The organism is Streptococcus mitis NCTC 12261 (assembly GCF_000148585.2).
Lineage (GTDB): Bacteria > Bacillota > Bacilli > Lactobacillales > Streptococcaceae > Streptococcus > Streptococcus mitis.
This window is the reverse complement of the sequence record NZ_CP028414.1, coordinates 834,842-860,610: the sequence shown is the minus strand read 5'-3', so window position 1 is coordinate 860,610 and position 25,769 is coordinate 834,842. Positions and strand designations below refer to the sequence as shown.

Annotated in this window: 11 protein-coding genes; 2 read left to right on the top strand and 9 right to left on the bottom strand. The window is 39.3% G+C overall.

Translation table 11 applies throughout. The features are described 5' to 3' along the window. Positions 1-119: 119 nt before the first annotated feature. The 4 genes from pyk to SM12261_RS04515 all read right to left on the bottom strand — a co-directional run bounded on the left by pyk (position 120) and on the right by SM12261_RS04515 (position 18,980). Positions 120-1,625: a pyruvate kinase gene (gene pyk, locus SM12261_RS04530; protein WP_020902894.1), complete on the bottom strand. Its 1,506-nt coding sequence runs from the start codon at positions 1,623-1,625 to the stop codon at positions 120-122. A 56-nt stretch (positions 1,626-1,681) separates the two neighbouring features. Continuing rightward, on the bottom strand, positions 1,682-2,689 hold the full coding sequence (gene pfkA, locus SM12261_RS04525) for a 6-phosphofructokinase (RefSeq protein ID WP_000820863.1): 1,008 nt from the start codon (positions 2,687-2,689) through the stop codon (positions 1,682-1,684). 81 nt (positions 2,690-2,770) lie between these two features. Further along, complete coding sequence (locus SM12261_RS04520; protein ID WP_000561494.1) at positions 2,771-5,872, bottom strand: DNA polymerase III subunit alpha; 3,102 nt, start codon at positions 5,870-5,872, stop codon at positions 2,771-2,773. Between the two features lie 133 nt (positions 5,873-6,005). Further along, a complete protein-coding gene (locus SM12261_RS04515; protein ID WP_115262376.1) occupies positions 6,006-18,980 on the bottom strand; it encodes a mucin-binding protein in 12,975 nt (4,324 codons plus the stop codon). Positions 18,981-19,233: 253 nt separating this feature from the next. Between SM12261_RS04515 and SM12261_RS04510 the strand changes: the two genes are divergently transcribed. Beyond that, positions 19,234-21,516 (top strand): Xaa-Pro dipeptidyl-peptidase, encoded by a 2,283-nt coding sequence (locus SM12261_RS04510; protein ID WP_001211996.1) that lies wholly within the window; start codon positions 19,234-19,236, stop codon positions 21,514-21,516. Positions 21,517-21,982: 466 nt separating this feature from the next. Then, complete coding sequence (locus tag SM12261_RS04505) at positions 21,983-22,453, top strand: arginine repressor (RefSeq protein ID WP_001043026.1); 471 nt, start codon at positions 21,983-21,985, stop codon at positions 22,451-22,453. Between the two features lie 43 nt (positions 22,454-22,496). Here the strand turns inward: SM12261_RS04505 and SM12261_RS09490 are convergent, their stop codons facing one another. The 5 genes from SM12261_RS09490 to SM12261_RS04480 all read right to left on the bottom strand — a co-directional run bounded on the left by SM12261_RS09490 (position 22,497) and on the right by SM12261_RS04480 (position 25,763). Next, positions 22,497-22,655, bottom strand: a complete 159-nt coding sequence (locus tag SM12261_RS09490) for a hypothetical protein (protein WP_004239381.1) — start codon at positions 22,653-22,655, stop codon at positions 22,497-22,499. Positions 22,656-22,664: 9 nt separating this feature from the next. Next, a complete protein-coding gene (gene obgE, locus SM12261_RS04495; protein ID WP_000061642.1) occupies positions 22,665-23,975 on the bottom strand; it encodes a GTPase ObgE in 1,311 nt (436 codons plus the stop codon). A 63-nt stretch (positions 23,976-24,038) separates the two neighbouring features. Continuing rightward, a complete protein-coding gene (locus SM12261_RS04490) occupies positions 24,039-24,173 on the bottom strand; it encodes a DUF4044 domain-containing protein (protein ID WP_000863852.1) in 135 nt (44 codons plus the stop codon). Positions 24,174-24,231: 58 nt separating this feature from the next. Continuing rightward, positions 24,232-24,423, bottom strand: coding sequence for a PspC domain-containing protein (locus tag SM12261_RS04485; RefSeq protein ID WP_000744434.1), 192 nt, complete (start codon positions 24,421-24,423; stop codon positions 24,232-24,234). A gap of 14 nt (positions 24,424-24,437) precedes the next feature. Further along, entirely contained in the window at positions 24,438-25,763 is a 1,326-nt protein-coding gene (locus SM12261_RS04480) for a glycosyltransferase family 4 protein (protein WP_001219441.1), read from the bottom strand. Between the last annotated feature and the right edge of the window lie 6 nt (positions 25,764-25,769).

Genomic DNA, 25,769 nt, shown 5'->3' with positions numbered 1-25,769 from the left:
TGATACCGTCGCATTAAATCGAAAGTAAAAAGTTTTGCCCCCTTTTTGCCACCTAGACAAAAAAAGAGCCCATCATACAGGCTAGAAAGCTTGATATGATAGGCTTTTTTTAATTTTGATTAACGTACTGTACGGATACGCATTGTGTTTGTACGAACAGCTTCTCCAACTGGTACACCAGCTACGATAACGATATCGTCACCAGATTGTACAAGTCCTGCTTCAACTGCTTTACGTTCAGCGATTTCGAACATATCGTCAGTTGAAGATGGAGCGTCTGTCAACATTGGGATAACACCCCAGTTCAACATCAACCCACGTTCTGTCAATTCGTCGAATGTCAATGCCAAGATATCAGCATTTGGACGGTATTTAGAGATCAAACGTGCAGTGTGACCTGTCTTAGTAAGAGTTACAACCAATTTAATGTCCATTGAGTTAGTAGCATCTTTAACAGCTGAAGCCATTACTTCTGTCTTAGAGTTACGTTCAAATGAATCTGAGTTCAAACGTCCGTATTCGTTAAGAAGAGTTTGAGCGTTCTTGTCGATTGTAGCCATTGTAGTTACTGACTCAAGTGGGTATTTACCATTTGCAGACTCACCTGAAAGCATTGTTGCGTCAGTTCCATCGATAACAGCGTTAAATACGTCTGATACTTCTGAACGAGTTGCACGTGGTTTTTCAGTCATTGTTTCAAGCATGTTTGTTGCAGTGATAACAACTTTACCTGCAGCATTGACTTTAGTGATAATCATTTTTTGGTAAACTGGAACCATTTCGAATGGTACTTCGATACCCATGTCACCACGAGCGATCATGATACCATCAGCAGCTTCGATGATTTCATCCAAGTTATCGATACCTTGTTGGTTTTCGATTTTAGCGAACAATTGAACATGTCCATTTCCAGTTTCTTCACAGATTGCACGAACTTCGTTAACGTCTTTAGCAGTACGTACGAATGAAATCGCGATGAAGTTGATACCTTGTTCAAGACCGAAGCGGATATCATCGTTATCACGATCAGCAAGAGCTGGGAAAGGAATTTTAGTGTTAGGGATGTTAACACCTTTTTGTTTAGCAATTACGCCATCGTTTTCAACTTCAACTTCAAATTCACGAGTTGCATCATCTTTAGCAACCACACGAAGACCAAGTTTACCATCGTCAACCAAAACTTGACGACCAACTTCAACATCATCATAGATATCAAGAGCACCAGCAACGTTCAATGCAATCACATCACGAGTTGATTTGATTCCTTGTTTAGTCGCAACACGGATTTTCTCACCAGTTTTGTATGAATACTCTTTAGCTTCACCTTCGAACAATTCTGTACGGATTTCTGGTCCTTTTGTGTCAAGAAGGAAACCAACTTTTTTACCTGCAAGTTTTTCTGCAAGTTTAACAGTTGCCATACGCTCACCTTGTTCTTGGTGGTCACCGTGTGAGAAGTTGAAACGGAATGTGTTAGCACCAGCTTCAATCAATTTGGCAATGTTTTTAGCTGAAGCTTCAACATCAAGTTTTTCACCCCAGTATCCGTCATCACCAAATTTTTTACCACCACGGATTTCTACCGCAGGTCCCAAAGTTGCAACGATTTTTACACGTTTATTCATGATTTTTGTGACTCCTTTATATATGACCTTTTTGGTCTTATTAACTAAATTATAAATTATGACAAGCTCTTATTCAAGCTAGATAGCTCAAGGTCAGCCTTGTGTGGGTTGTTAACCACAATCTTACCATCTGCAGTAAGGCTAAACAATGCTCCTTCTTCTGCAGTTCCAAGAATAGGGTTTTCAACCATTTTCTCGTTACGGATACCAACCGCAACACCACCGATACCTTCTTTAAGAAGTTTAACAGCATGTGCACCCATACGTGATGCCAAAACACGGTCACGCGCAGTTGGAGAACCACCACGTTGAATATGTCCAAGTTCTGTCACACGAAGGTCGCTTGTATCCCCAGCTTCTTTTAGTTTTTGACCAAATTCAGCTGCTGACATAACACCTTCTGCCAAGACGATGATGTTGTGTTTTTTACCACACTCATAACCACATTTAATGCTTTCTACGATATCTTCAATCTTGAAGCCTTCTTCAGGAATGATGATTTCATCAGCACCAGTTGCGATACCTGCCCAAAGAGCGATATCACCTGCGTTACGTCCCATAACTTCGATAACAAAAGTACGACGGTGACTTGATGACGTATCACGAATCTTATCGATAGCGTCCATAGCAGTCGTAACCGCTGTGTCAAAACCGATTGTAAAGTCAGTACCAACGATATCGTTATCGATTGTACCTGGAAGACCGATAGCTGGGAAGCCATGTTCAGTCAAACGCATAGCACCGTGGTAAGATCCGTCACCACCAATAACAACTACACCTTCAATCCCGTGTTTTTTCAATTGCTCAATCCCTTTAAGTTGCCCTTCAAGTTGAGCGAACTCTGGGTAGCGAGCTGAGTGAAGGAAAGTACCACCACGAGAAATGATGTCCCCTACTGAAGCTGCATCTAGGGGATGAATTTCACCGGCAACCATACCAGCATATCCATCATAGATACCAAACACTTCCATTCCTTCTGAAATTGCTTGACGAACAACTGCGCGGATGGCAGCGTTCATACCAGGGGCGTCTCCACCACTAGTCAAAACAGCAATACGTTTCATATTGGTTATGCTCCTTTTTCTTTTAACATTCTTACTGATTATACCACATTTACGTTGAAAATTCTTCTATTTTCCGTAATTTTAGCGATAAATCGTTTTCATAACTATTCCATTCAATTTCGCTTCTAATTCATCAGATTTAGCTACAAAATGATGGGGAGAAACAATTGTTCTCTGTTCCTCTTCATACCTGATAATGACTGGGATTGGGCCTTTATACTGGTCTAAAATACGTGACATTTCTTGATCCGAGTCATGATTTTTCACCTGAATCCAAAAGCGCTCAGCCACTGCTTCTCTTATTTCTTGTGCAATCATTTGCAGACGACCGTCACGTGACTGGACTTTCCCTTTAATATAGTAGAAGGCTCCTTCTCTTACTTCCTGAGCAACCTGTCGATATAAATCTGAAAAGAGGGTAACATCCAATTTTTTCTTACTGTCATCCACCTGTAAGAAAGCCATATTTTCACCTTTTTTGGTACGAATTACTTTTATCTTCTGAACTTCAACCAAGATAATAGCATAGCTATTTTCTGACAAATTACTAATAGGAGTAATCGGATAAATAGCCTTACTTGCAATAGCTTGTAGAGGATGTTTGCTGACGCCTACTCCTAGGAGCTCTTGTTCCATGTAGAATTTTTCTTGCTCCGTCCAGTCCTCCGAATCTTGCCAACTATAGATAGTCTCTCCAAATAAGCTTCCTAATACTTTCACAAATTCAAATAGATTAACTAAATTATTGAATACTTTTTTACGATTTTTTTCAAATGAATCGAAAAGACCAACTTTTACCAAAGGTTCCAGCAAGGGAAGTTTCAAATAATTCTCAGGTAGTTTAGCTAAAAAATCTTCAATATTAGAATAAGGTCTATGTTCAATAATCCAAATAGCCAAATCCTTGCTGAGCCCCTTAATCGATTTCAAACCTAGATAGATAGACTTGTTCGCAATTTTATCGTGATAGGGAATAGTATTAATGGACAATGGGGCTACTTCAAAACCTGCTTCCAAGGCATCTGTTACATAATCACTGTTGGCAGAATTCAACATAATCTGATAAAAGATAGCTGGATAATGTGTTTTAAAATAAGCCAACTGGAAGGCCAAGGCTGAGTAGGCATAGGCGTGAGATCTATTAAATCCATAACCTGCAAACTTCTCCATAACATCAAAAACCTGCTCTGCTTTTTCCGCAGTATGACCAGCTTCTATGGAGCCTTGAATAAAGGAAGCCCTCATCTCATGCATGGCAGTGGCATCCTTTTTACCCATAGCTCGACGCAAAATATCAGCCTTCCCAAGACTAAATCCAGCAAATCGCTGAGCAACCTGCATAACCTGTTCCTGATAGAGCATAATGCCATAAGTTGGAGCCAAAATATCCTCCAGCACTGGATCCAGAACCGTCACTTCTTCCTGCCCATGCTTTCTAGCTACAAAATTATTGATATAATCACTAGCACCTGGTCGATTTAGGGAAGTAGTTGCTACTACATCTTCAAAACAGACTGGTTGAACACGCTTAAGTAGCCGAATGGCACCAGGTTGCTCAAATTGAAAGATACCTTTTGTATTGCCAGAAGCAAAAAGAGCTAGCGTTTCTTTATCTTCCAAATCGATTTCTTCAATTTTCAAGTGAATATCTTCTGTTTCAGCAAGCAATTCTTGCATCTTCTGGACAAAGGTCAAATTTCGTAGCCCCAGAAAATCCATTTTCAAAAGTCCACTTGCTTCAACTCCATGAGCATCATACTGAGTCAGTGGAATTTCGTCACCATGCTTTAGAGGGATGTAGTTAGTCAAATCTTGGTCACTGATCACAACACCAGCCGCATGGACAGAGGTTTGTCTTGGATATCCCTCAATCTTGCAGGCAATTTCAAAAGCTTTTTGGTATTCTAACTTACTATTGATTTGCTGACGAAACTGGAGGTTACCCTCATAGGCCGACTTGAGATTATCACGAAAACTGATTTTCTTGGTAATTGCAGATAATTCATACTCTGGAACACCAAAGCGCTTCAAGACATCTCGCAAAGCTTGTTTAGCACCAAAGGTTGAAAAAGTAACGATTTGAGCCGCATGTTTACTGCCGTATTTATTACCAACATATCTGATAAAATCTGGACGATAAATATCTGGGATATCAATATCAATATCAGGCATAGTATAGCGTTCACGATTGAGGAAACGTTCAAAAATCAGATTTTTCTCTACTGGGTCAATCCCTGTAATGTCTAAAGCATAGGAAACCAAGCTACCAACTGCGGAACCTCGTCCCATTCCCATATAATAGCCATTCGAACGTCCAAAACGCAACAAATCCCAGACAACCAAGAAATAATCATCAAAGCCCATATCATGAATAACAGCCAATTCTTGGTCTAGACGGTCTTGATATTCTTTACCAGTTAACCCCTTCTGAGCAAGCCCCAATTCAGCACGTTCTCTCAACTCTTCTACTGCTGGTCTAGCTGGATTAAAGCGAGGCAATTTCAGACTAGTATCCAAGTCATAAGAGATGCCTGAAATAAGCTTTTCTAAATTGTCCAAGGCTTGCGGAAAACGTTCTTGGAATAGTTTCTCTAAAGAACTTGCTGATATAAAAACATCTTGTTTCGAACGCAAAGGGACTTCTCTGAGCGGTAGATTTTCTTTAATCGCTGTTAATACTTGAAGAACTTCTCTATCCTTACTTTCAAATGTATTGACCCGATACAATGGTAAAATAGGATGGTGAAATTCGCTGGCCAGTGTTTCTGGGTAAACCCCTATATAGTAATCACAGCCTAGATTTAACAACTCAAGCTCTTCAAAATAAGGCACAATTACCACAATATCCTCTAGATACTGAGATAGAACTGACCAACTTTTCTCCCCCTGCATCTTGGCTGTTGAAAGTTTCATCAACTGCTGATAGCCCACACTAGATAAAGCTAAAAAGCGCAGATTCACATCCTTATCATCTACAATCACATTCATTTCAAGCCCTAACAAAGGATGAATGCCGTATTTTTTTGTAACCTCTAGAAAGTCGAAAGCCCCATAAAGATTGTCAATATCCATCATAGCCAGATGAGTGTAGCCGAATTCTTTAGCTGCTCTCACATACTTGTCGATTGAAATGACACTCTCCATAAAACTATAGACTGTTTTTGTATCTAGTTGTGCGATCAATTTACACTTCTCCTCTATCGTTCTCACTATATTATACCATTTTCAAAAAGAGAAAGAAAAGAACCTGAGATAGTAAATCTCAAGTTCTTTCTTTATCTTTTTGCAAGTTAGCATTTAATGAAAATCAAAATGATTATTCTTCATCTTCTCTTTTCTTACGAGCAATCAATCCAAATCCACTTAGGGCTCCTAGAAGTCCAAGTGCTGCAAGGCTAGCATGATCTTCTGTACCTGTATTTGGAAGTTCACGTTGACCATCCATGTATTGAGGTGTAGAAGGCGCTACTGGTTGAGCTGGAGTTGTTGGAGTTCCATTATTATTTCCATTGTTATCTCCATTATCTGCAGGTGTTACAGGTTGTGGAGTTTCTGGTTCTGGTTTTGGCTCAGGTTTTGGTTCCGGCTTAGGCTCTGGTTTAGGAGTTGGAGCTGGAGTTGGACCTGGGTATGGAGTTGGATTTGGTGTAGGATCCTTAGGAATGTAGTTGATTGGTGTATCTTGCGTTGGATCACCAGGTACCTCTGGTACTTCGTATCCTTTCGTTGGATCCTTTGGATCAACTGGTTTCAATGGTTGACCTTCTGGGTCTACAGGGATAAATCCTGGTACATAAGGTACTTTAGGTTTATCTGTTCCTGGTTTAGTTGGATCTTTAGGATCGTTTGGATATGTGATTGGATTTGTTGGTGTTCCTGGGATATTTGGAATCCATGAACCTAACTTATCGTAAATCACTGTTTCATTGATATCCTTGATTGTATCAGGAGTTACTTGTACATCTTTAGTTGATGATTCTAGATCACCAGCTTTAGCGATGTATCCTTTCACAACTGGTACTTGGTAACCGTTGAAGATATCATCGTTACGATCTGTTGTCCACTCACCATATGTAATTTCACCAGTTACTAAGTTAACTTTTGCTTCACGAGTGAACTTGATTGTTTCAACACGAGTTTCAGAAACTTCTTTTCCGTTGCGATCTACATACTTGATCGTACGTGTAGCTGATTTCTCAGTTACAAGATCTTTCACAGTATTTGGCCATACTGGGCTGTTTGGATCGTTAGGGAATACTGGTTTACCTGGTTCTGGTGTAGATGGTGTCACAGGTGTTCCATCTGGATTCTTCGGTAAGTTTGGATCAGTTGGATCTATTGGTTTACCTGGTGTAACTGGAATAATTCTTTCAGCTACTGTTACAGTGAAGATTTGATCTACAGATTTATCTTTATCAAATACTCTATCTGTATCTTTAGATGGGAACTCGTTCTTAACGACTCTATAACCAGCTTTTTCAAATTTTTCAATAGTCTTAGTTACTTCATCAACTTTAGACTTAGTGAAGTTAGCTCCTGAATCACCTTCATCAATTACTGGAGTTGATACTACTTTACCTTTTTCATCTACGAAGTTAGTGATAGCTTTTTGTTTATCAGTTACGTAAGTGATTGGCGTATCAGTTCCTGGATCTGTTGGTACTGGTGGTACTTCATATCCTTTAGTTGGATCGTTTGGATCTACTGGTGTTAATGGAACTAGTGGGTTATCCGGACTAATTGGTTTAGTTGGATCTTTTGGCACCACCGGTGTAGTTCCTGGGATATAAGGCACTTTAGGTTTATCAGTTCCAGGTTTAGTTGGATCTTTTGGATCGTTTGGATACGTAACCGGAGGAACTGGTGTAGAACCTTCTGGTACTTTTGGAATCCATGAACCAAGTTTAGTGTAGACAACTTCGATATTTTCATCTTTAGAGTCTGCAGTTAATCCTGTTGTAGCTGCTACTTCTTTTTGTTTGGCATCTTTCAGGATGTAGCCTTTAACGACTGGTGATTCAACTTTATCGAATGTTGTATCTCCATCTTTAGCTGTCCAGTTACCGTATGTGATCTCACCTGTTACAGAGTTAATCTTAGCTTCACGAGTGAATGTAACTTTATCTGTTACTTTCTTAGCCACTTCCTCACCTTTTTCGTTAACGTATGTGATTGTACGGTTCACGTGGCGAGTTGTATCAATCTTCTTGATTAGATCTTCAGTCCATTTTGGTCCATCAGGGTTCTTAGGATCGATTGGTTCACCTGGTTTTGGTTTATTTGGATCATTTGGATTTTCTGGATCTACTGGTTTGATTGGCTCAACGTGTGGTTTAACTGTAACTACGAAGCTTTGATCTACTTTCGTATCTTTATCGTAGTTCTTATCTGTAGCAGTTGTGAATCCGTCACTCACTAAGTCATATCCTAGAGCTTTCAATTCAGCAAGTTTAGCTACTGTACTGTAGTCGATTGGTTCTCCAGATTTACCTTCTAGGTTATCTGTGTGAAGTACTGTTCCAGTTCCTTCTACCACATAAGTTACTTTTGCTTTCTGAGTATCTTTCTCATAAGTGATTTCAGTATCTTCTGTTGGGGTTTCAGGTGTTGGTGGAACATATCCTTTACTTGGATCGTTTGGATCTACTGGTTTCAGTGGGTTTCCATTTGGATCTTTTGGTGTAGTTCCTGGTACGTAAGGAACGATTGGTCTATCGTTTCCTGGTTTAGTTGGATCGTTCGGATCATTTGGATATGGAAGTGGATCAATTGGTGTTTCACCTTCTGGTACTTTCGGTACCCATGAACCAAGTTTAGTGTAAACTACTTCGATGTTTTCATCTTTAGAGTCTGCAGTTAATCCTGTTGTAGCTGCTACTTCTTTTTGTTTGGCATCTTTCAGGATGTATCCGTTAACGACTGGTGATTCAACTTTATCGAATGTTGTATCTCCATCTTTAGCTGTCCAGTTACCGTAAGTGATTTCACCTGTTACTGAATTGATCTTAGCTTCACGATTGAATGTAACTTTATCAGTTACTTTCTTAGCTACTTCCTCACCTTTTTCGTTAACATACTTAATTGTACGGTTCACGTGGCGAGTTGTATCAATCTTCTTGATTAGATCTTCAGTCCATTTTGGTCCATCAGGGTTCTTAGGATCGATTGGATCACCCGGTTTTGGTTTATTTGGATCATTTGGATTTTCTGGATCTACTGGTTTGATTGGCTCAACGTGTGGTTTAACTGTTACTACAAAGCTTTGATCTACTTTCGTATCTTTATCGTAGTTCTTATCTGTAGCAGTTGTGAATCCGTCACTTACTAAGTCATATCCTAGAGCTTTCAATTCAGCAAGTTTAGCTACTGTTGAGTACTCGATTGGGTCTCCAGATTTACCTTTTAGGTTATCTGTGTGAAGTACTGTTCCTGTTCCTTCTACCACATAAGTTACTTTCGCTTTTTGAGTATCTTTCTCATAAGTGATTTGCGTATCTTCTGTTGGATTTTCAGGTGTTGGTGGAACATATCCTTTACTTGGATCATTTGGATCTACTGGTTTCAGTGGATTTCCATTTGGATCTTTTGGAGTTGTTCCTGGAACATGAGGAATCACTGTTGTTGGTGTTCCTGGTTTAGTTGGATCTGTTGGATCATTTGGATATTGAGGTTTCTCAACTTTTGGAACTTCGAATCCTTCTGGTACTTTTGGTACATATTTACCTAGTGGTGAGTAAACAACGTTCACTACTGAATCAGCTGCATCATGAGCAACGTTCTCTACTTTTTCAGCTGCTTTAATGTCCGCAACATATCCTTCGATAACTGGAGAAGTTACTTCTGCTAATGTTTGTGGTGCTGTCCAATCAGAAGTATAAGTGATTTCACCTGTTACTTTGTTTAGGTCACCTTTACGAGAGTAACGAAGTTTTTGTTCTACAGTAGCTGCAGCTTCTTGACCACGTTTAGCTTCTTCTACTTTATCAGTATTCGCATATCTGTAGTTGATTGTACGATTTACTTCATCTAGTAATCCTAGTTGTTCGTATGTACGTTGTTTTGGATCTCCAGGTACTTTGTCTCCTGGTTTTGGAGTTGTATTTGGATTGTTTGGATCTAGCGGTTTATCTGGATCGATTGGATTGATTCCCTCTTTAACGATTACATAGTAAACTTGACTAATTCCATCATTACCTTTGTCATCCTTGTCATCAAATGTACGGTTAGCTTCTGCGTAGAATGCTACACGTTCTGCTGTATAAGCTGCATCAGTTGGAGCAACAACTTCATAACCTTTAGCTTCTAATTCAGCTTTAACGTTATCAATGTTTGTTGTCTTGATTGCTTTACCTGTATCTCCTGCTTCCGCAACTGATACGTGAACTGCAGTACCATCCTCTTTAATGAAGTGAACTAGAGCTACTTGAGAACCATCTTTAACATACGTAATTGTAGTGTTTTGAGTTGGATCTTCTGGCTGTTTCGGTACTTCATATCCTTTCGTTGGATCGTTAGGATCTTTCGGAGTTAATGGTTTACCGTTTGGACCTACTGGTGTTGTTCCAGGGATGTATGGTACTACTGGAGTTTCAGTAGGTGTTCCTGGTTTTGTAGGATCTTCACTGGTTGGATCTTCATATGGTTTTGGTGTTAAGTCAGCATCCGCTGGAGGTGTTACTCCTTCTGGAATTACTGGCACATATGAACCAAGTTTGCGGTAGATGATTGTTTCTTCGCTATCTTTATCAGTAGCTTTAACCTCTGTACGCTCTGTAGATTTAGCTGCTGAAGCTACATATCCTGGTTTGTTTGGAGTTGTTACAGCGTCGATTGTTGTATCATTGTCTTTAGCTGTCCATGTACCAAAGTTAGAGATTGCTCCTGTTACTGGATCTAAGTCAGCTGTACGAGTGAATGTTAATGTTTGTACATTGTCAGGGATACCTGCATCTGATCCGTCAGCTAGTTTGTAGTGAACTGTGTGTGTTACTTCTTCGATTAATCCTAATTCTTTGTAAGTACGTCCTTTTGGATCGTTTGGTACTTTGTCTTCAGGTTTAGGAGTAACATTTGGAGTATTTGGATCTACTGGCTTACTTGGATCGATATTTGCTGGTTTGGTAGTATAGATTACTGTTTCAGTAATATCCTCAGCAGTTGCTGTTACTTCTGTCGCTGGTACAGTCTCTTTATCTGGAGTGAAGTTTGTAACTTTTGGTGAAGTTACAGCTTCAAATGTTTGAGCTGGTGACCATTCTCCGAATGTAACCTTACCAGTTACTGGATTGATAGTTGCTGAACGTTTGAACTCTTTAGTTTCTTGTACTGAATCAGCAGCCTTTGAACCATCTGCGTAAACATACTTGATTGTACGTTTCACTTCCTCTTTACGTCCGTCTTCTAACTCTTTGATTAACTCTGGAGTCCATTTTGGTCCTGTTGGATTATTTGGATCGATTGGTTGATCTTTAGTTGGAGTTGGGTCGTTTGGATTTACAGTAATTGGCTTAGCAGTTACTAGGACTTTGTATACTTGGTTAGTCTTAGAATCTGCATCGAATGTACCATCTGTTGGGTAGTTGTTTTCTACAACTGTATAACCTTTAGCTTTTAGTGCTTCAATTGTTGCTGTTACATCTGCAGCTTTAGTGAATGCTTTTCCTGTATCACCAGTATCTACTACTGATTCTGCAACTGCACCTTTTTCAGTCTTATCCGTTTCACTGTTTACTTCGATGAAGTGAACAATCGCTACTTGTGATCCATCTTTAACATAGGTAATTGTAGTGTTCTCTGTTGGATCTGTTGGTAAGTCTGGTACTTCATATCCTTTGCTTGGATCGTTAGGATCTTTCGGTGTTAATGGTTTTCCATTTGGTCCTACCGGTGTTGTTCCAGGAATGTATGGAACTACTGGAGTTTCAGTAGGTGTCCCTGGTTTTGTAGGATCTGCTGGAGTTGCATTTGGATATGGTTTTGGATTTAGGTCAGCATCTGCCGGAGGTGTGATGCCTTCTGGTACTACTGGTACATATGAACCAAGTTTACGGTAGATAATTGTTTCTTCACTATCTTTATCCGTAGCTGATACATTTGTACGTTCTGTAGATGTTTTTGCTGAAGCCACGTATCCATCTTTATTTGGTGTTGTTACAGCATCAATTGTTGTATCTCCACCTTTAGCTTTCCATGTACCGTAGTTAGAGATTGCTCCTGTTACTGGATCTACCTCTGCGGTACGTGTAAATGTTAATGTTTGTACATTATCAGCGATACCTGCATCTGAACCGTCTTCAAGTTTGTAGTGAACTGTGTGTGTTACTTCTTCAACTAAACCTAGTTCTCTGTATGTACGTCCTTTTGGATCGTTAGGAACTACATCATCAGGTTGTGGAGTAACATTTGGATTTGTTGGATCTGTTGGTTTGTTAGGATCTACAGTTGTTGGTTTTGTAGAGTAGATTACTGTCTCTTCAAAGTCTTTATCTGTAGCCGCTACAGTTTTCGCTGGCACATCTGCAACTGTTGGTGTTACACCTGCAACTGCCGCAGTGTATTTCTCAAGTGTTGGAGAAGTTACTGCTTCGAATGTTTGATCAGCCGACCAATCTCCGTATGTGATTTCTCCTGTCGCTACATTAATCTTACCAGAACGTGTGAATTTAAGTGTTTTAACTTTCTTATCAGCCACACTTGTTAAATCAGATTCTGCTACTGGAGTACCATCTTCGTATACATACTTAATAGTACGTGTTACTTCTTCTTGTACTTTTACAGCGTTGATTAATGCTTCGGTCCATTTTGGTCCATCTGGATTATTTGGATCGATTGGCGTTACACCTGGAGTTGGTTTTGGATTGTCGTCACTTGATGGTTTAGTTGGATCAAATGATGGAACATCTACTACTTTAGCTTTGAATTTCACAACATATTCTTGATCAACTGCAGCATCTTTATCGAATTTATCTGTTGATACAAATCCGTTATTTACTAGTTCGTAACCTTTCTTAACTAGCTCAGCAATCTTATCTGTTACTGAAGTTGCTGTTGTAGCTGGGTAAGTAGCTTCAGATTTACCTGTTACTGCGATTGAATCTGCAAGACCTGGAGTAATGACTTTATCTGTATTAGTAGGATCTACTTCTACGAATTTAACTACAGCTTTTTGTTCCACTGGAGTATAAAGAACTGTAATCTTGTAGTCATCCGCTTCTGCATCGATTGCTGCAGTCGCTTCTACGGTAGCGTTATCTGGAACATAACCAGTTACTTCTGGAGAGTTAACAAGGTTGAATTTATCATCTTTAGCTTTTTCTGCATCAGATAATGTAATCGCATCGTTAGATGTTCCACCTACTGGAGTCCATGGTCCAAATGTAACGATTGATTTTTGAGCAGCTGTTGCATCTGCTGCAATTGCTTTGTTTGTGATGTGATCGTAGTAAACTGTACGAGCTTTGTATTCTTCTGGAGAATCATATCCACTCTTATCCAATACAGCCTTATAAGTAGCGTATTCTGTTGGATATTCTTTTGCAGCTAATGTGTAATCGATTGTACGGTCACGTTCATAGTGAAGTGTTTCAGTCACTGTTGGTGCTGCTGTTGTTCCACGTTTATCTGCTGGTACATCATCTGTACTTGCATATTTGTACTCGATTGTACGTGTCACTTCTTGGGTATCTTTAATTTTACGAGTAACTTTCTTGTGACGTAGGTAGACATTGAATGCTTGATCTACTTCTTTATCATCATCAAACTTACGTCCACCTTCTACAGCTGTACCTTGAGAGTTATTTGTATAGTCATCTGTTACTAATTCATAACCTTGGTCTTCATATTTTTTGATTGTTTCAGCTGTTGTATAAGGAATCTTCGTATGAGATTTACCTTGAAGCGTTGTAACACCATAAGTTGTTTTCGCATCTGCACCTGTTACAGGAGCTGGATTAGCGTTTTGAACTTCAAGAATACGAGCATCACCTGTTGCATCTAAATCGATATATGTTACTTTAGCTTTTTGAATATCAGCTTTGTAAACAACATACATATCGAAGTCATCTTTGTCGTCTGAACGAACTTCTGATACTAATGGTTCGTATGCACCAACATCTCTAGTATTGTCAGCTACTGGAGTATACAATCCAACAGGTTGTTTACCATTGTGGATGTGTCCCATCTTACCATCAGCATTTGGTGTGAAGTTAGCTGTTACTACTTCAGCAGTGTATCCCTTAACTGTTGGTGAGATAATTTCTTTAAATTTAGAGTTTGCATCACTTGAAGCAGTCCATTTACCGATGATAATTGAACCTTGATTGAACTGTGTTCCTGCTGGGATAGTATCTCCAACTTTATAAACATGCCCAGTTGCATCTGTAACTTGGTTCGCAGTTGTGATTGCCTTATCAGTAGTTCCCGCTTCAGAGAAAATCTTGTATTCACGAGTATAGTCGATCGTTTGTGTACGAGTAACTGGTGTATTATCGATTGCTACGATTGGAGCATTATCTTTATATGAATCTTGACTTGCTGGATTATCATTAGCATCTTCATATACATAATGAATTGTACGAGTGATTGAAGCTTTTGACTGTGGCTTAACGATTGGTGTATAAGTTGCTTTACCAAAGTCTGTACCATATTTACTTGTTACTGGGTCCCCAGCTACTTTATCGTTATAGTCAACATCTGGTTGTTGTTTTACTACACCAGTACCAGTTCCTACGAACTTAGGATCTGGTGTGAAAGTAATTTCACCAGTATCTTGGTTTAATGTGTAAGTACCTTCGTTTTCAATTACGATTTCTGTATCAGTTACTTTAGTGTAACGACGTGGAACACTTGTCACTTCTCCTGTTTGTGGATCGATGTGAACTGCATTTGGAAGAGTTACGTTCATTAAGTCTTCATATGTCGCAGCAGTACGAGTTCCTTTTGGAATCACATCATTATTTGCGTTGTAAGTTGTTCCATTAAGTGTAATACTTTCACCTTTTGGAACTAACTGATCTGCTGATGTTTCCTTGGCTAAAGTTGAAATCTTATTTCCGGTTTCACGCGGAATTGTTTGTCCAGTATTATAAGTTACATTGTCGAATGTATTATTAGCTGAATTAGTAAATGGCGTATTGATAGTAGCTCCTGCTGGAATTGTTCCTCCCGCTGGAATTGTTTGCTCTGTTCCATTCGCTAATGTTACTTTTACTTCCACTGGTGCTGGGTGATTGCTTTGAGGTTTTGCACCAGCAGGGATCGTAGTACCTGAAACTAATCGAATGTTATTTACAGTGACATTTCCTGTTCCTGTAACATTCACATCACCAGTATTCGCTATTGTAGTTCCTGCCGGAATTTTATCTGCTGGTTTATAAGTGACTGTTGTTCCATCTGTTAGTGTAACAGTTGTTTCCTTATCAACTTTTGTATCTTCTGTATATAATTTCCCTGGTGTTTCTTTTCTAGTTGCAAAAGTTGGTTTCTTAGTTTTATCTAGTATTACATAATCAGCTGTATACTTAACGTCTTCTACTTTATCATTCGTAACAGTTTCAACAGTTCCATAAACTGGGATAGTTGGATTAGATTTTTGAACAGCACCTTGAACATCCTCAGTAGTAGTATCTTCTCCTACTGGACGAACGTCGATTACCGTTGGAATATAACTAGTATCCATTGATTTGGCACCGTTATTTCCATTGTTTACATTTTCTAATACTTTATCTTTTTCAGCTAGAGTCGTACTTGTTAGAGATTCTTTAATTGTATCTTCTGTAGCTTCCCATCCAGTGTGACTTCCATTATCATCCCACGCGCGGATAGCTACCCCTTTAGCTGTACCTACAAATCCTGCTTCTGGTTGAAAACTAATCTTAGTAAAGCTTAGAGAACCTTGTGTAGTATTCTTACCTTCTGCAGAACCTTCATTTAGTTTATAAACCCCAACTTTATTCCCAGCTGTATCATATTCAGTATATTCAGATAAGTAATATTCAGTCTTACCTGTCAATTTATTCGTTACTTTAACAGCTGTACCAAGAGTATTTCCTCTTGCATCTTTAACAACAACTTCCGTACCGTTATAGATTGTTTGGCTTAAGTGGTCTTTTACTTCAACAGTCTTACCAGTTGGTTCTTCAGATTTAACAACCGTATCATTTAACACCATCTTAGGCGCCGTATTATTATCAATTTCCGCCCATTGTTTATAGTTAGATTCAATTGTTTTACCACTAGCCTTGAACATAGCGTTGGTAGGGAAATTCACTTCTTGTTTTTTCCCTTGAAAATCTTTTGTTTCATGACGTGTTCCACGAGGTGGGTGAATAACGTTCGCAACAAAGTCTTCTACTTCCCCTGAAGACGCTAATCCTGTTGGTAATCTTAAGTCGTTTTTGTCTACAGAAACACGTAAACGAACACCAAGATTATCTACTGATGTGTTTAATAATTGAGGTGTATTTTTGAAGGTGATATCATATGTTCCATCAGCATTAGCTGTTACTAATTCAGATGATTCATAAAGATCGAATTTACCGTTACCGTTAAAGTCAACCCATCCACGAACATAGGCTACATCATTATTGACACCACGGTTAACTTTGACACCTTTTAAGATATATTCATTTTCACTTGCATGACGTAGTGTGTACTTAGTCGCAACTGCTGGATCAAGAAGTTGTCCTTCTCCTTCATCTGGTAGATTCCCTACACCAAGTCCACGTGTAGCTTGGTTATACAATCCTTTAATTGGTAAACCATCTCCACCTTGTAATGTATTAGCTGTTGATAGAATTTCACCATTTTTAATCGCTACTTGCGTTCCATCAGCCATACGAATTACAGGGTTTTTACCATCTAATAAGTATGTTCCTGATTGACCTTTAGAGTTTGTAACTTGCGTTGAACCGCTAACAAGACTGATTTCTTTATAATCTTCTGAGTTCACTAAGTCATCAAGTACCCAAGCTCCATTCGGCTCAGTGATTGTTGTACGGAAGTCTGTATCTGCAGGAACATCTCCTAAATATGGTTGTGTCGCAGTTACTTGCGTTCCATTCTTATCTTTATTAAAGTTACCAATGATGTGTTGTGCTGAACCATAAGAGGCTGGTGCATCCCCACCATCATAAATAACGAAACCTACTGTTGCTGATTGGCTACCATTGGCATTAATGTAAACTCCTAAGTTCTCAACATTTTGAGTAAGACCTATAGGAAGATCATAACCATCATTAATACCTGAATTGAAAGGTCCGAACAATTGGCTTCCATAACCTGTTTCCGTTTTATTCGCCCACTCAGAAAGATTATAACCTGTTGATAACCTTGCATTTGTTTTTCTATCGAAAGTATATGTAAAGTTAGAGTTAATATTTCTATTAGGGAATAAACCTTTAGAAGCCGTTTTGTTTTTATTCAAACGCATGAACTCTTCCCAAGGTGTTCCATCAGATTCGAACTGAGTAAATTCTGCCGCACCTAAATCTTCTGAATCAACTGCAATCGCATTAACCGCGACTGGGCGTCCATTATATGTTGCTGATAATTGGAACTTAACCCCAACGTTACCACCATCATAAGCTGGAGCAAAGGCAGTTAATCGTTCACGAGTTACCCCGTTTGAATCTTCATATTTAGTTTCAAATCCTGCTAATCGTAAATGACTCCAGTTCGGATCTTGTCTTGTTACAATGACGTCTTCACGTTGAACAACACCATCAACAGGGCTTCTGTTGATATTTTCAGGTTCACCATTAGCTTTATTTAAAGTATATGTTTCTGTGGTAACTTTTTTACGAGAAAGGGAACTTACTGTTGCACTTAATGTATAACCTTTTACCTTAGTTGGTACATCGAAACGCATTCCTTCTTGAAGAACCTCAAATATTTCATTATTAAATCGTCCTTCAGATAGACCTTGTTGCACTTCATGTTTCACATGATCATATGTTTTCCACAATGTATATTTAGCTAATCCAGACGCTAAAAATGCCGGATCATTTGTTTTCTTACCTACTAACTCTGGATGAGTTGTAGATTCAAGAACTGTACGAACCATTGTAAAACGGCCGCGTTCTTGACGTCCTTTAGAGCTCGTGAAATCAACCATAGCTGGATTATTAACATATTCAACAGCACCTACTTTTGTTCCATCAGCATATGTAATAGACGCAGTAGCGAAGTCAAACCAGTTGATTGCTTCACGGAGTTGACTATAGTTTTTTTCACCAGCTGAACCATAAGCTACATCACCAATAGCAAAATTATATGTTTTACTACCATTTTGATCTACCTTACCATTAGCCAATGTTACAGTTGCTACGGCAGCACCTGTATTACCTTTTCGTTTAACTTCGATTTTATCTTCAGCTGTCAAGGATGGATTTGCAGTACGGATTTCTTTTTCAATGGCACGCGCTTCTTCTTCGGTAATATCGCCAACATTGTTAACAACAACTTTGTTAATAGGATTAGCAATAGCTACTGTAGAACCTGCTCCATCCGCCAATACTGCTTCAACTTTACCTACATGTCCTGCACGCTTCATCTCAGCATAGACTGCTTCGATGGCAGATGAGATACGTTGGAGTTGGGCATCCAATTCTTGCTTAGTGATTTCTCCAGCAGCAAGAGCTTTCTTAGAAGCTTCGATTTGAATTTTAGCTGAAGCAACTGCAGTTGCGATTGCTTCTTTTCCAGCTTTATCTTCTGCCTTTTTATTCGCAAAGTTTGAGGCAGTTGTGTTCAATACTTCTGCTTCAGATGTCAACTGTTCAAGGACAGTTTTAGTAGCAGTAATTGGGTTTTCTGCTTTCTTTTCGTCCTTTTTATCAGCTTTTTCATCAACTGCTTTATCAGCTTTTTTGTCTGTTGAAGGAGCAGTTAGTGTTGCTTTTTCTTTGTCAGCTGCTTCTGTTTTTTCAGTTGTAGCTGTTTCAGCTGCTTTATCATCTTTCTTAGATGCTTCAGCAGCTAATTTTGCAACTTCCTCATCACTCAAGGTTGGCTTTTCTATTACAGCCGCTTCTGTCGTAGCAGAAAGAGCTGGTGTCGTCACATTTGCGACATTCTCACCTGCCTTATCATCTTTTGGAGCAGATGCAACAGCTTCTGTTTTATTTTCAGTAGCTGTTTCTTCTGCCTTGGCAGTCGTTTGGGCAGCACCCAAAATCAAGGCTGTCCCCAACAGCACACTCGCAGCACCAAAATGATACTTACGAATAGAGAAACGTTGGCTCAAGCCATACCAATCAAAAGACTTATTTTTTTGTCTTTTTGATTTATACATAATGTTCACTTCCTATATTTTTTATGTAACTAAATTTTACAATTACATACGATATATTATACCATGCAATCGTATTCATTTCAAAGAATTTGAACATTTTCTATATCATTTGATAATGGAATTTTCTTTCGTTTTTAAAAATTAAACTGTTGTAATATATAATGGTAAATATCTTTCTACAGAAAGATTAATCTTGGTTTTTAGGCATTATTTTTGATATAATAATCTTAAGTAAAATTTTATTGGAGGTCTTATGCGTTTTAATCAATTCAGCTATTTAGCACTACCTAGAGATACAATTATCTTTGAATTAAAAAAGTATGGATTTGATTTACCAGTCAACATTACAAATAAACAAATGCTTGAAGCGTTTCTTATTCGTTTCTTTTTTAATTTTAAAAACAGCTCCTATCCTCTATCCAGTTTAGCAGTTGATAAAGAAACTGACTTATTGACATTTTTTCAATCAGATAAAGAGTTGACTGCAGATATTTTCTATACTGTGGCTTTTCAACTTTTAGGATTTTCTTATTTGATTGACTTTGAAGACGGCGAAGCTTTTCGCAAAGAGACTGGTTTTCCCATTGTATATGGTGACTTGGTTGAAAATCTCTATCAGTTACTCAATACTCGCACTAAAAAGGGGAACACTCTTATCGACCAACTTGTCAGCGACGGTCTTATTCCTGAGGATAATGACTATCACTACTTTAACGGCAAGAGTTTGGCTACTTTTTCTAGCCATGATGCCATTCGAGAAGTCGTTTACGTTGAGTCTCGTGTCGATACTGACCAAAAAGGTCTACCAGACCTAGTCAAGGTCAGCATTATTCGTCCTCGTTATGATGGGCAAATCCCTGCTATCATGACTGCCAGTCCCTACCATCAGGGAACCAATGACAAGGCCAGCGATAAAGCTCTTTACAAGATGGAGGGCTATCTTGAGGTTAAGCCTGCTCACAAGATTGAGCTAGAGGAACCCCAACTAAATCTCGTCCAACTCCAAGGTCAAGCTGAGCTTGTGTCAGAAGCTGAGGAAAAGCTAACACACATCAACTCTAGCTATACACTCAACGACTACTTCCTTCCACGAGGTTTTGCTAATCTCTATGTCTCAGGTGTTGGTACCAAAGACTCTACTGGTTTCATGACTAACGGGGACTACCAGCAAATAGAGGCTTATAAAAATGTTATCGATTGGCTTAATGGTCGTTGCCGTGCCTTTACTGACCATACGCGCCAGCGTCAAGTCAAGGCTGACTGGTCAAACGGAAAAGTTGCCACAACTGGACTTTCCTATCTAGGTACCATGTCCAATGGTCTTGCGACTACAGGTGTAGATGGTTTAGAGGTTATCATTGCCGAGGCTGGTATTTCTTCGTGGTACAACTACTACCGTGAAAACGGTCTAGTAACTAGCCCAGGTGGTTATCCAGGTGAGGACTTTGACTCCCTTGCTGAACTAACCTACTCTCGTAATCTCTTGGCTGGTGACTATATCCGTGGCAATGAGTCTCACCAAGCTGACTTAGAAAAAGTAAAAGTGCAACTGGATCGCAAGTCTGGCGACTACAATCAGTTTTGGCATGACCGCAATTATCTGCTTAATGCCCATAAGGTAAAGGCAGAGGTTGTCTTTACTCATGGTTCACAGGATTGGAATGTCAAACCACTTCATGTTTATCAGATGTTTCACGCCCTTCCTGATAATATAAATAAGCACCTCTTTTTCCATAATGGTGCCCATGTTTATATGAATAACTGGCAGTCCATTGATTTCCGTGAGTCCATGAATGCTTTGTTGACAAAGAAATTACTGGAACAGGAAACGGATTACCAACTTCCTACTGTTATCTGGCAGGATAATACAACTCCTCAGACTTGGTTATCACTTGATAACTTTGGTGGGCAAGAAAACTTTGAAACCTTCGCACTTGGTCAAGAAGAGCAAGTTATTCAAAACCAGTACTCAGATAAGGATTTTGAGCGTTATGGTAAGACTTACCAGACCTTCAATACAGAACTCTATCAAGGGAAAGTCAATCAGATTACTATTGACCTTCCTGTGACCAAGGATCTCCACCTGAACGGTCGTGCCCAACTCAATCTTCGTATCAAATCCAGTACAAATAAGGGGCTCTTATCTGCCCAACTGCTAGAATTTGGACAGAAGAAATACCTACAACCTTATCCAGCTGTATTAAGTGCTAGAACCATTGACAACGGTCGCTACTACATGTTGGAAAATCTTAACGAATTGCCTTTTCGTGAAAATGCACAACGCATCGTGACAAAAGGCTACCTCAATTTACAAAATAGAAATGATTTACTGTTAGTAGAGAATATTACTGAAGATGAATGGATGGATATCCAATTTGAATTGCAACCAACTATTTACAAGTTAAAAGAAGGAGATACTCTTCGTTTAGTCCTCTATACTACTGACTTTGAAATAACAATCCGTGACAATACCGCTTACCACCTGACTGTCGATCTAGAACAGTCTAGCCTTATCCTACCTTGTCAAAAGGTATGATATCAGACTTTCAATATGGAAGATTTCCACTTAAACAGTTGAAACAAACATAAACTTGGTATCAACTTCAATCCCAATATGGGCTTATGATAGGTCTACACGGGAGCTTAGACAAAAGATACTAAGACTCTAACCAACATGTGTACTCATTAATAACACTCGCTACCACACCACATGTTGGAAAATCTCTGTGATTTGACATTAATCGTAAATTCACAACAAGTCGTGACAAAAGGCTACCCTAATTGAATGATTTACTGTTAGTAGAGGACACCAATGTAGATAAACAGATAGATACCCAATTCATCTACACCCAACTAGTGACAAGTTAAAAGTGTGGGATTTTCTCCATTTAGTCCTATACTACTGACTTTGAAATCATCATACGTGACAATACCGCTTACCACCCGACTGACGCTTTCGTTCAGTCCACGCTTTCTGTACCTAGTACAAGGAGTAATATTTTATGAATAAATCTGAACACCGACACCAACTCATACGAGCTCTTGTAACGAAAAACAAGATTCATACTCAAGCTGAGCTACAAGCTCTTCTTGCCGATAATGATATTCAAGTTACACAAGCTACACTTTCGAGAGATATTAAAAGTATGAACCTTTCAAAAGTACGAGAAGAAGACAACTCTTACTACGTGCTCAATACAGGTTCTATCTCAAAATGGGAAAAACGTCTCGAAATTTATATGGAGGATGCTCTTGTCTTGATGCGCCCCGTTCAACACCAAGTCCTACTAAAAACCCTTCCTGGACTTGCTCAATCCTTTGGTTCTATCATTGATGCTTTGAGCTTCCCTGACGCTATCGCTACTCTCTGTGGAGATGATGTCTGTCTCGTCATCTGTGAAGATGCAGAAGCTGCTCAAAAATGCTTTGAAGAATTGAAAAAATTCGCTCCACCATTTTTCTTTGAAGAATAAGAAAATTCCGTGTCTCATGTGGCACGGAATTTTGTTATATTCTTTACTGAGATGGATTTTCTTTTTTAGTTCGTGCTAATCTCAGAGCACGATTTGGATTGAGACGATTAAATAGTTCTTCCAATTTCTTTTCATTCCAAACGTCTGCAGCGGAGACGAAGTTGCCTTCCGCATCTCGGAAAGATATCGGTTTATCTCCCATATCAGTCTCCTAGTCTACAAATTCAAACTCAAATTTACCAATGCGGACCAAATCCCCATCTTTAGCTCCACGCGCACGAAGGGCTTCATCAACCCCCATACCACGTAATTGACGAGCAAATTTCATGACTGATTCGTCACGATCAAAGTTGGTCATATTAAAGAGTTTCATCAGTTTTTCACCAGAAAGTACCCATGTAGCATCGTCATCACGACTAATTTCAAAGGCTTTTTCTTCCTCGTCAAATCCATAGTAAGCTTCTTCTTCCATATCTGACTCGTCGTAGAGCAAGAATTCTGGTGTCTTGTCTAACAATTCAGCTGTAGCATCCAAGAGCGTTGCCAGACCTTGCTTGGTCAATCCAGAAATCGGGAAGATAGCTGGTAGCTCTTCAAATTCATCATAGTTTTCAGCTAATTTTTTCTTGAATTCTTCAAGATTTTCCTGACTCTCAGGCATATCCATCTTATTGGCTACGATAATCTGTGGACGCTCCATGAGACGAAGATTGTATGACTCCAACTCCTTGTTAATAGCAAGATAATCCTCATAAGGATCACGTCCTTCGCTAGCTGACATATCAATAATATGAAGGATGACACGGGTACGCTCAATGTGGCGGAGGAACTGAGTTCCCAAACCGACACCCTGACTAGCCCCTTCAATCAAACCTGGTAAATCAGCTACTGCAAAGGATTCACCTGATTGGGTACGAACCATACCTAGATTTGGCACAATGGTCGTAAAGTGGTAGGCACCAATTTTAGGTTTAGCTGAGGTAATAACACTTAAAAGTGTTGATTTCCCAACAGATGGGAATCCAACTAAACCAACATCAGCCAAGATTTTTAGTTCCAATTGTAACTCACGTTCCTGACCTGGTTCTCCATTTTCAGAGATTTCCGGTGCAGGATTTTTTGGTGTCGCAAAGCGGATATTTCCACGACCACCACGACCACCGTGGGCTACAATAAATTCTTGACCGTGTTCAATCAAATCTGTCAAGACCTTGCCTGTCTCAGCATCACGCACAGTCGTACCTTGTGGCACTCGAACTCTAAGGTCCTCAGCTCCACGACCATGCATCCCTTTGGTCATTCCTTTTTCACCAGAATCAGCCTTGAAATGACGATTGTAGCGGAAATCCATGAGAGTACGTAGACCTTCGTCTACAACGAAGACGACATTACCTCCACGACCACCGTCACCACCCCAAGGACCGCCATTAGGGACATATTTTTCACGGCGAAAGGCAACCATACCATCGCCACCATTACCAGCCTTGACCTTGATCTTGGCTGTATCTAAAAACATACTCATTTTTTCTTCTCACTTTAAAAAAGGGCTGGGAAATCCCAGTCACAAAATTTTCTTGAATCTATTTTATAGATTACTGAGGGCACCAATTGCAGTTGCAAAAATACCCAAAATACTTGCTACTAACATGATAAGTACGATAAGCAAGGTTAATTTCTCAAACATAGTTTTTTTACGTTTTCCATTATCTCCAAATGCCATTTTTATCTCCTTCGTTACATTCTATTTTCTATTATCTTAGCATGAATTTAGCTAGTTTTCAATAGTCACTTGCTACCGGCGCAATAATCCATAAAATGATATAAGCTACAATTCCTGCCCCATAACAAAATGCAAGAACACCCCATATTACACGAACAATAGTCGGATCAATATCAAAATAATTTGCGACCCCAGCACATACTCCAGCAATTTTTTGATCACTACCACTTCTCATCAATTGTTTTTTCATAGCTATTCCTCTTTCTATTCTTCATGGTCTTTCCAATAATCTCTGATGCTGATTAACTGTGTTTTTGAAGCCCTCAGCATTCGTCTAGAGCCTTTTACAGGCACAGCAACCACCTGTTGCGGTAGATACAAAACTGTCTTAAAGATACGCTGACTGACCGTATCATCTTTTGCTAAATCTTTCTGGAAGTTATTTGAAATAATGGCATCCAGATAAAACTCATGCACTCGTTTTCCAAAGTTCTCAGCTGAAATCTCGTACAATTTCTCTGATAAGGTATGCTCATCCATATCTGGAGTTGCAATCAGGGCTTCCAAAATAGCTCCAGCCAAATCATGTTCCCCATAGTACAAGGTTCCAAACATTTTATCACTGATAAGATTATCCAGATAAGGATTTCCATGAGCAATGACAGGCGTTCCACTGGCTAAGCTTTCCAAGTATGTCAAACCTTGCGTTTCACTTGTCGATGCCGAGATGAAGAAATCCGCCGCCTTATAGTAAAGAGCCGTCTCACTAGGAGCAATCATGCCTGTAAAGATGACGTAGTCTTGAATCTCTAGTTTCTTGGCTTGCTCTTTGAGGTCATCCAGATAAGGACCATCCCCAGCTACCACCAGTTTGACCTTGTCTTCTTCTTTCAGAACTTCTGCAAAGGCTGCTAGTACTGCTTGAATATTTTTTTCATAGGAAATTCTGGAAAGACTAAGCAACATCTTTTCATCATCTTGAATTCCTAGTTTAGTACGCAGTTCTGTCAAATTTTCCTGCTTGATTTCCGGACGCTCAAACTTAGCTAATTCAATCCCAGTTGGAATGACCCTTTTCTCAACCTTGACTTTATAGTCAGATAGCAAGTCTCGGACAATCTCACTCGGGCAAATCACCCCATCCACATCATGCAAAAAACCTCTAACCAGATACTTGACCATACTAGGACGAATCAACATCCCCTTGGCAATATAATGTACATAGTCTTCGTACTGGGTGTGATAGGTATGAATAACGGGAATCTTCAATTCACGCGCAATCCAAATCCCCAACAAACCAAGAGAAAATTCTGTCTGAGTATGGATAATATCCAGTTGATACTGTTTAGCAATTTCAAGCGCCTTACTGAATCCTCGATAGGCAAAGCGACGATCCTTAAAAGCAAAGAAAGGAACACTTGGAATGCGGATAATTTGCCAATCTTCATAACGATTGACATCCTTATCTGTCGTCGTAAAGATAAAAACAGCGTGCCCCTGCTTTTCAAGTTCTGTTTTCAAGGTCCGAATACTGGTCGCAACACCTGAAACCTGAGGAAAATAGGTATCTGTAAATAAACCAATTCGCATAGATTA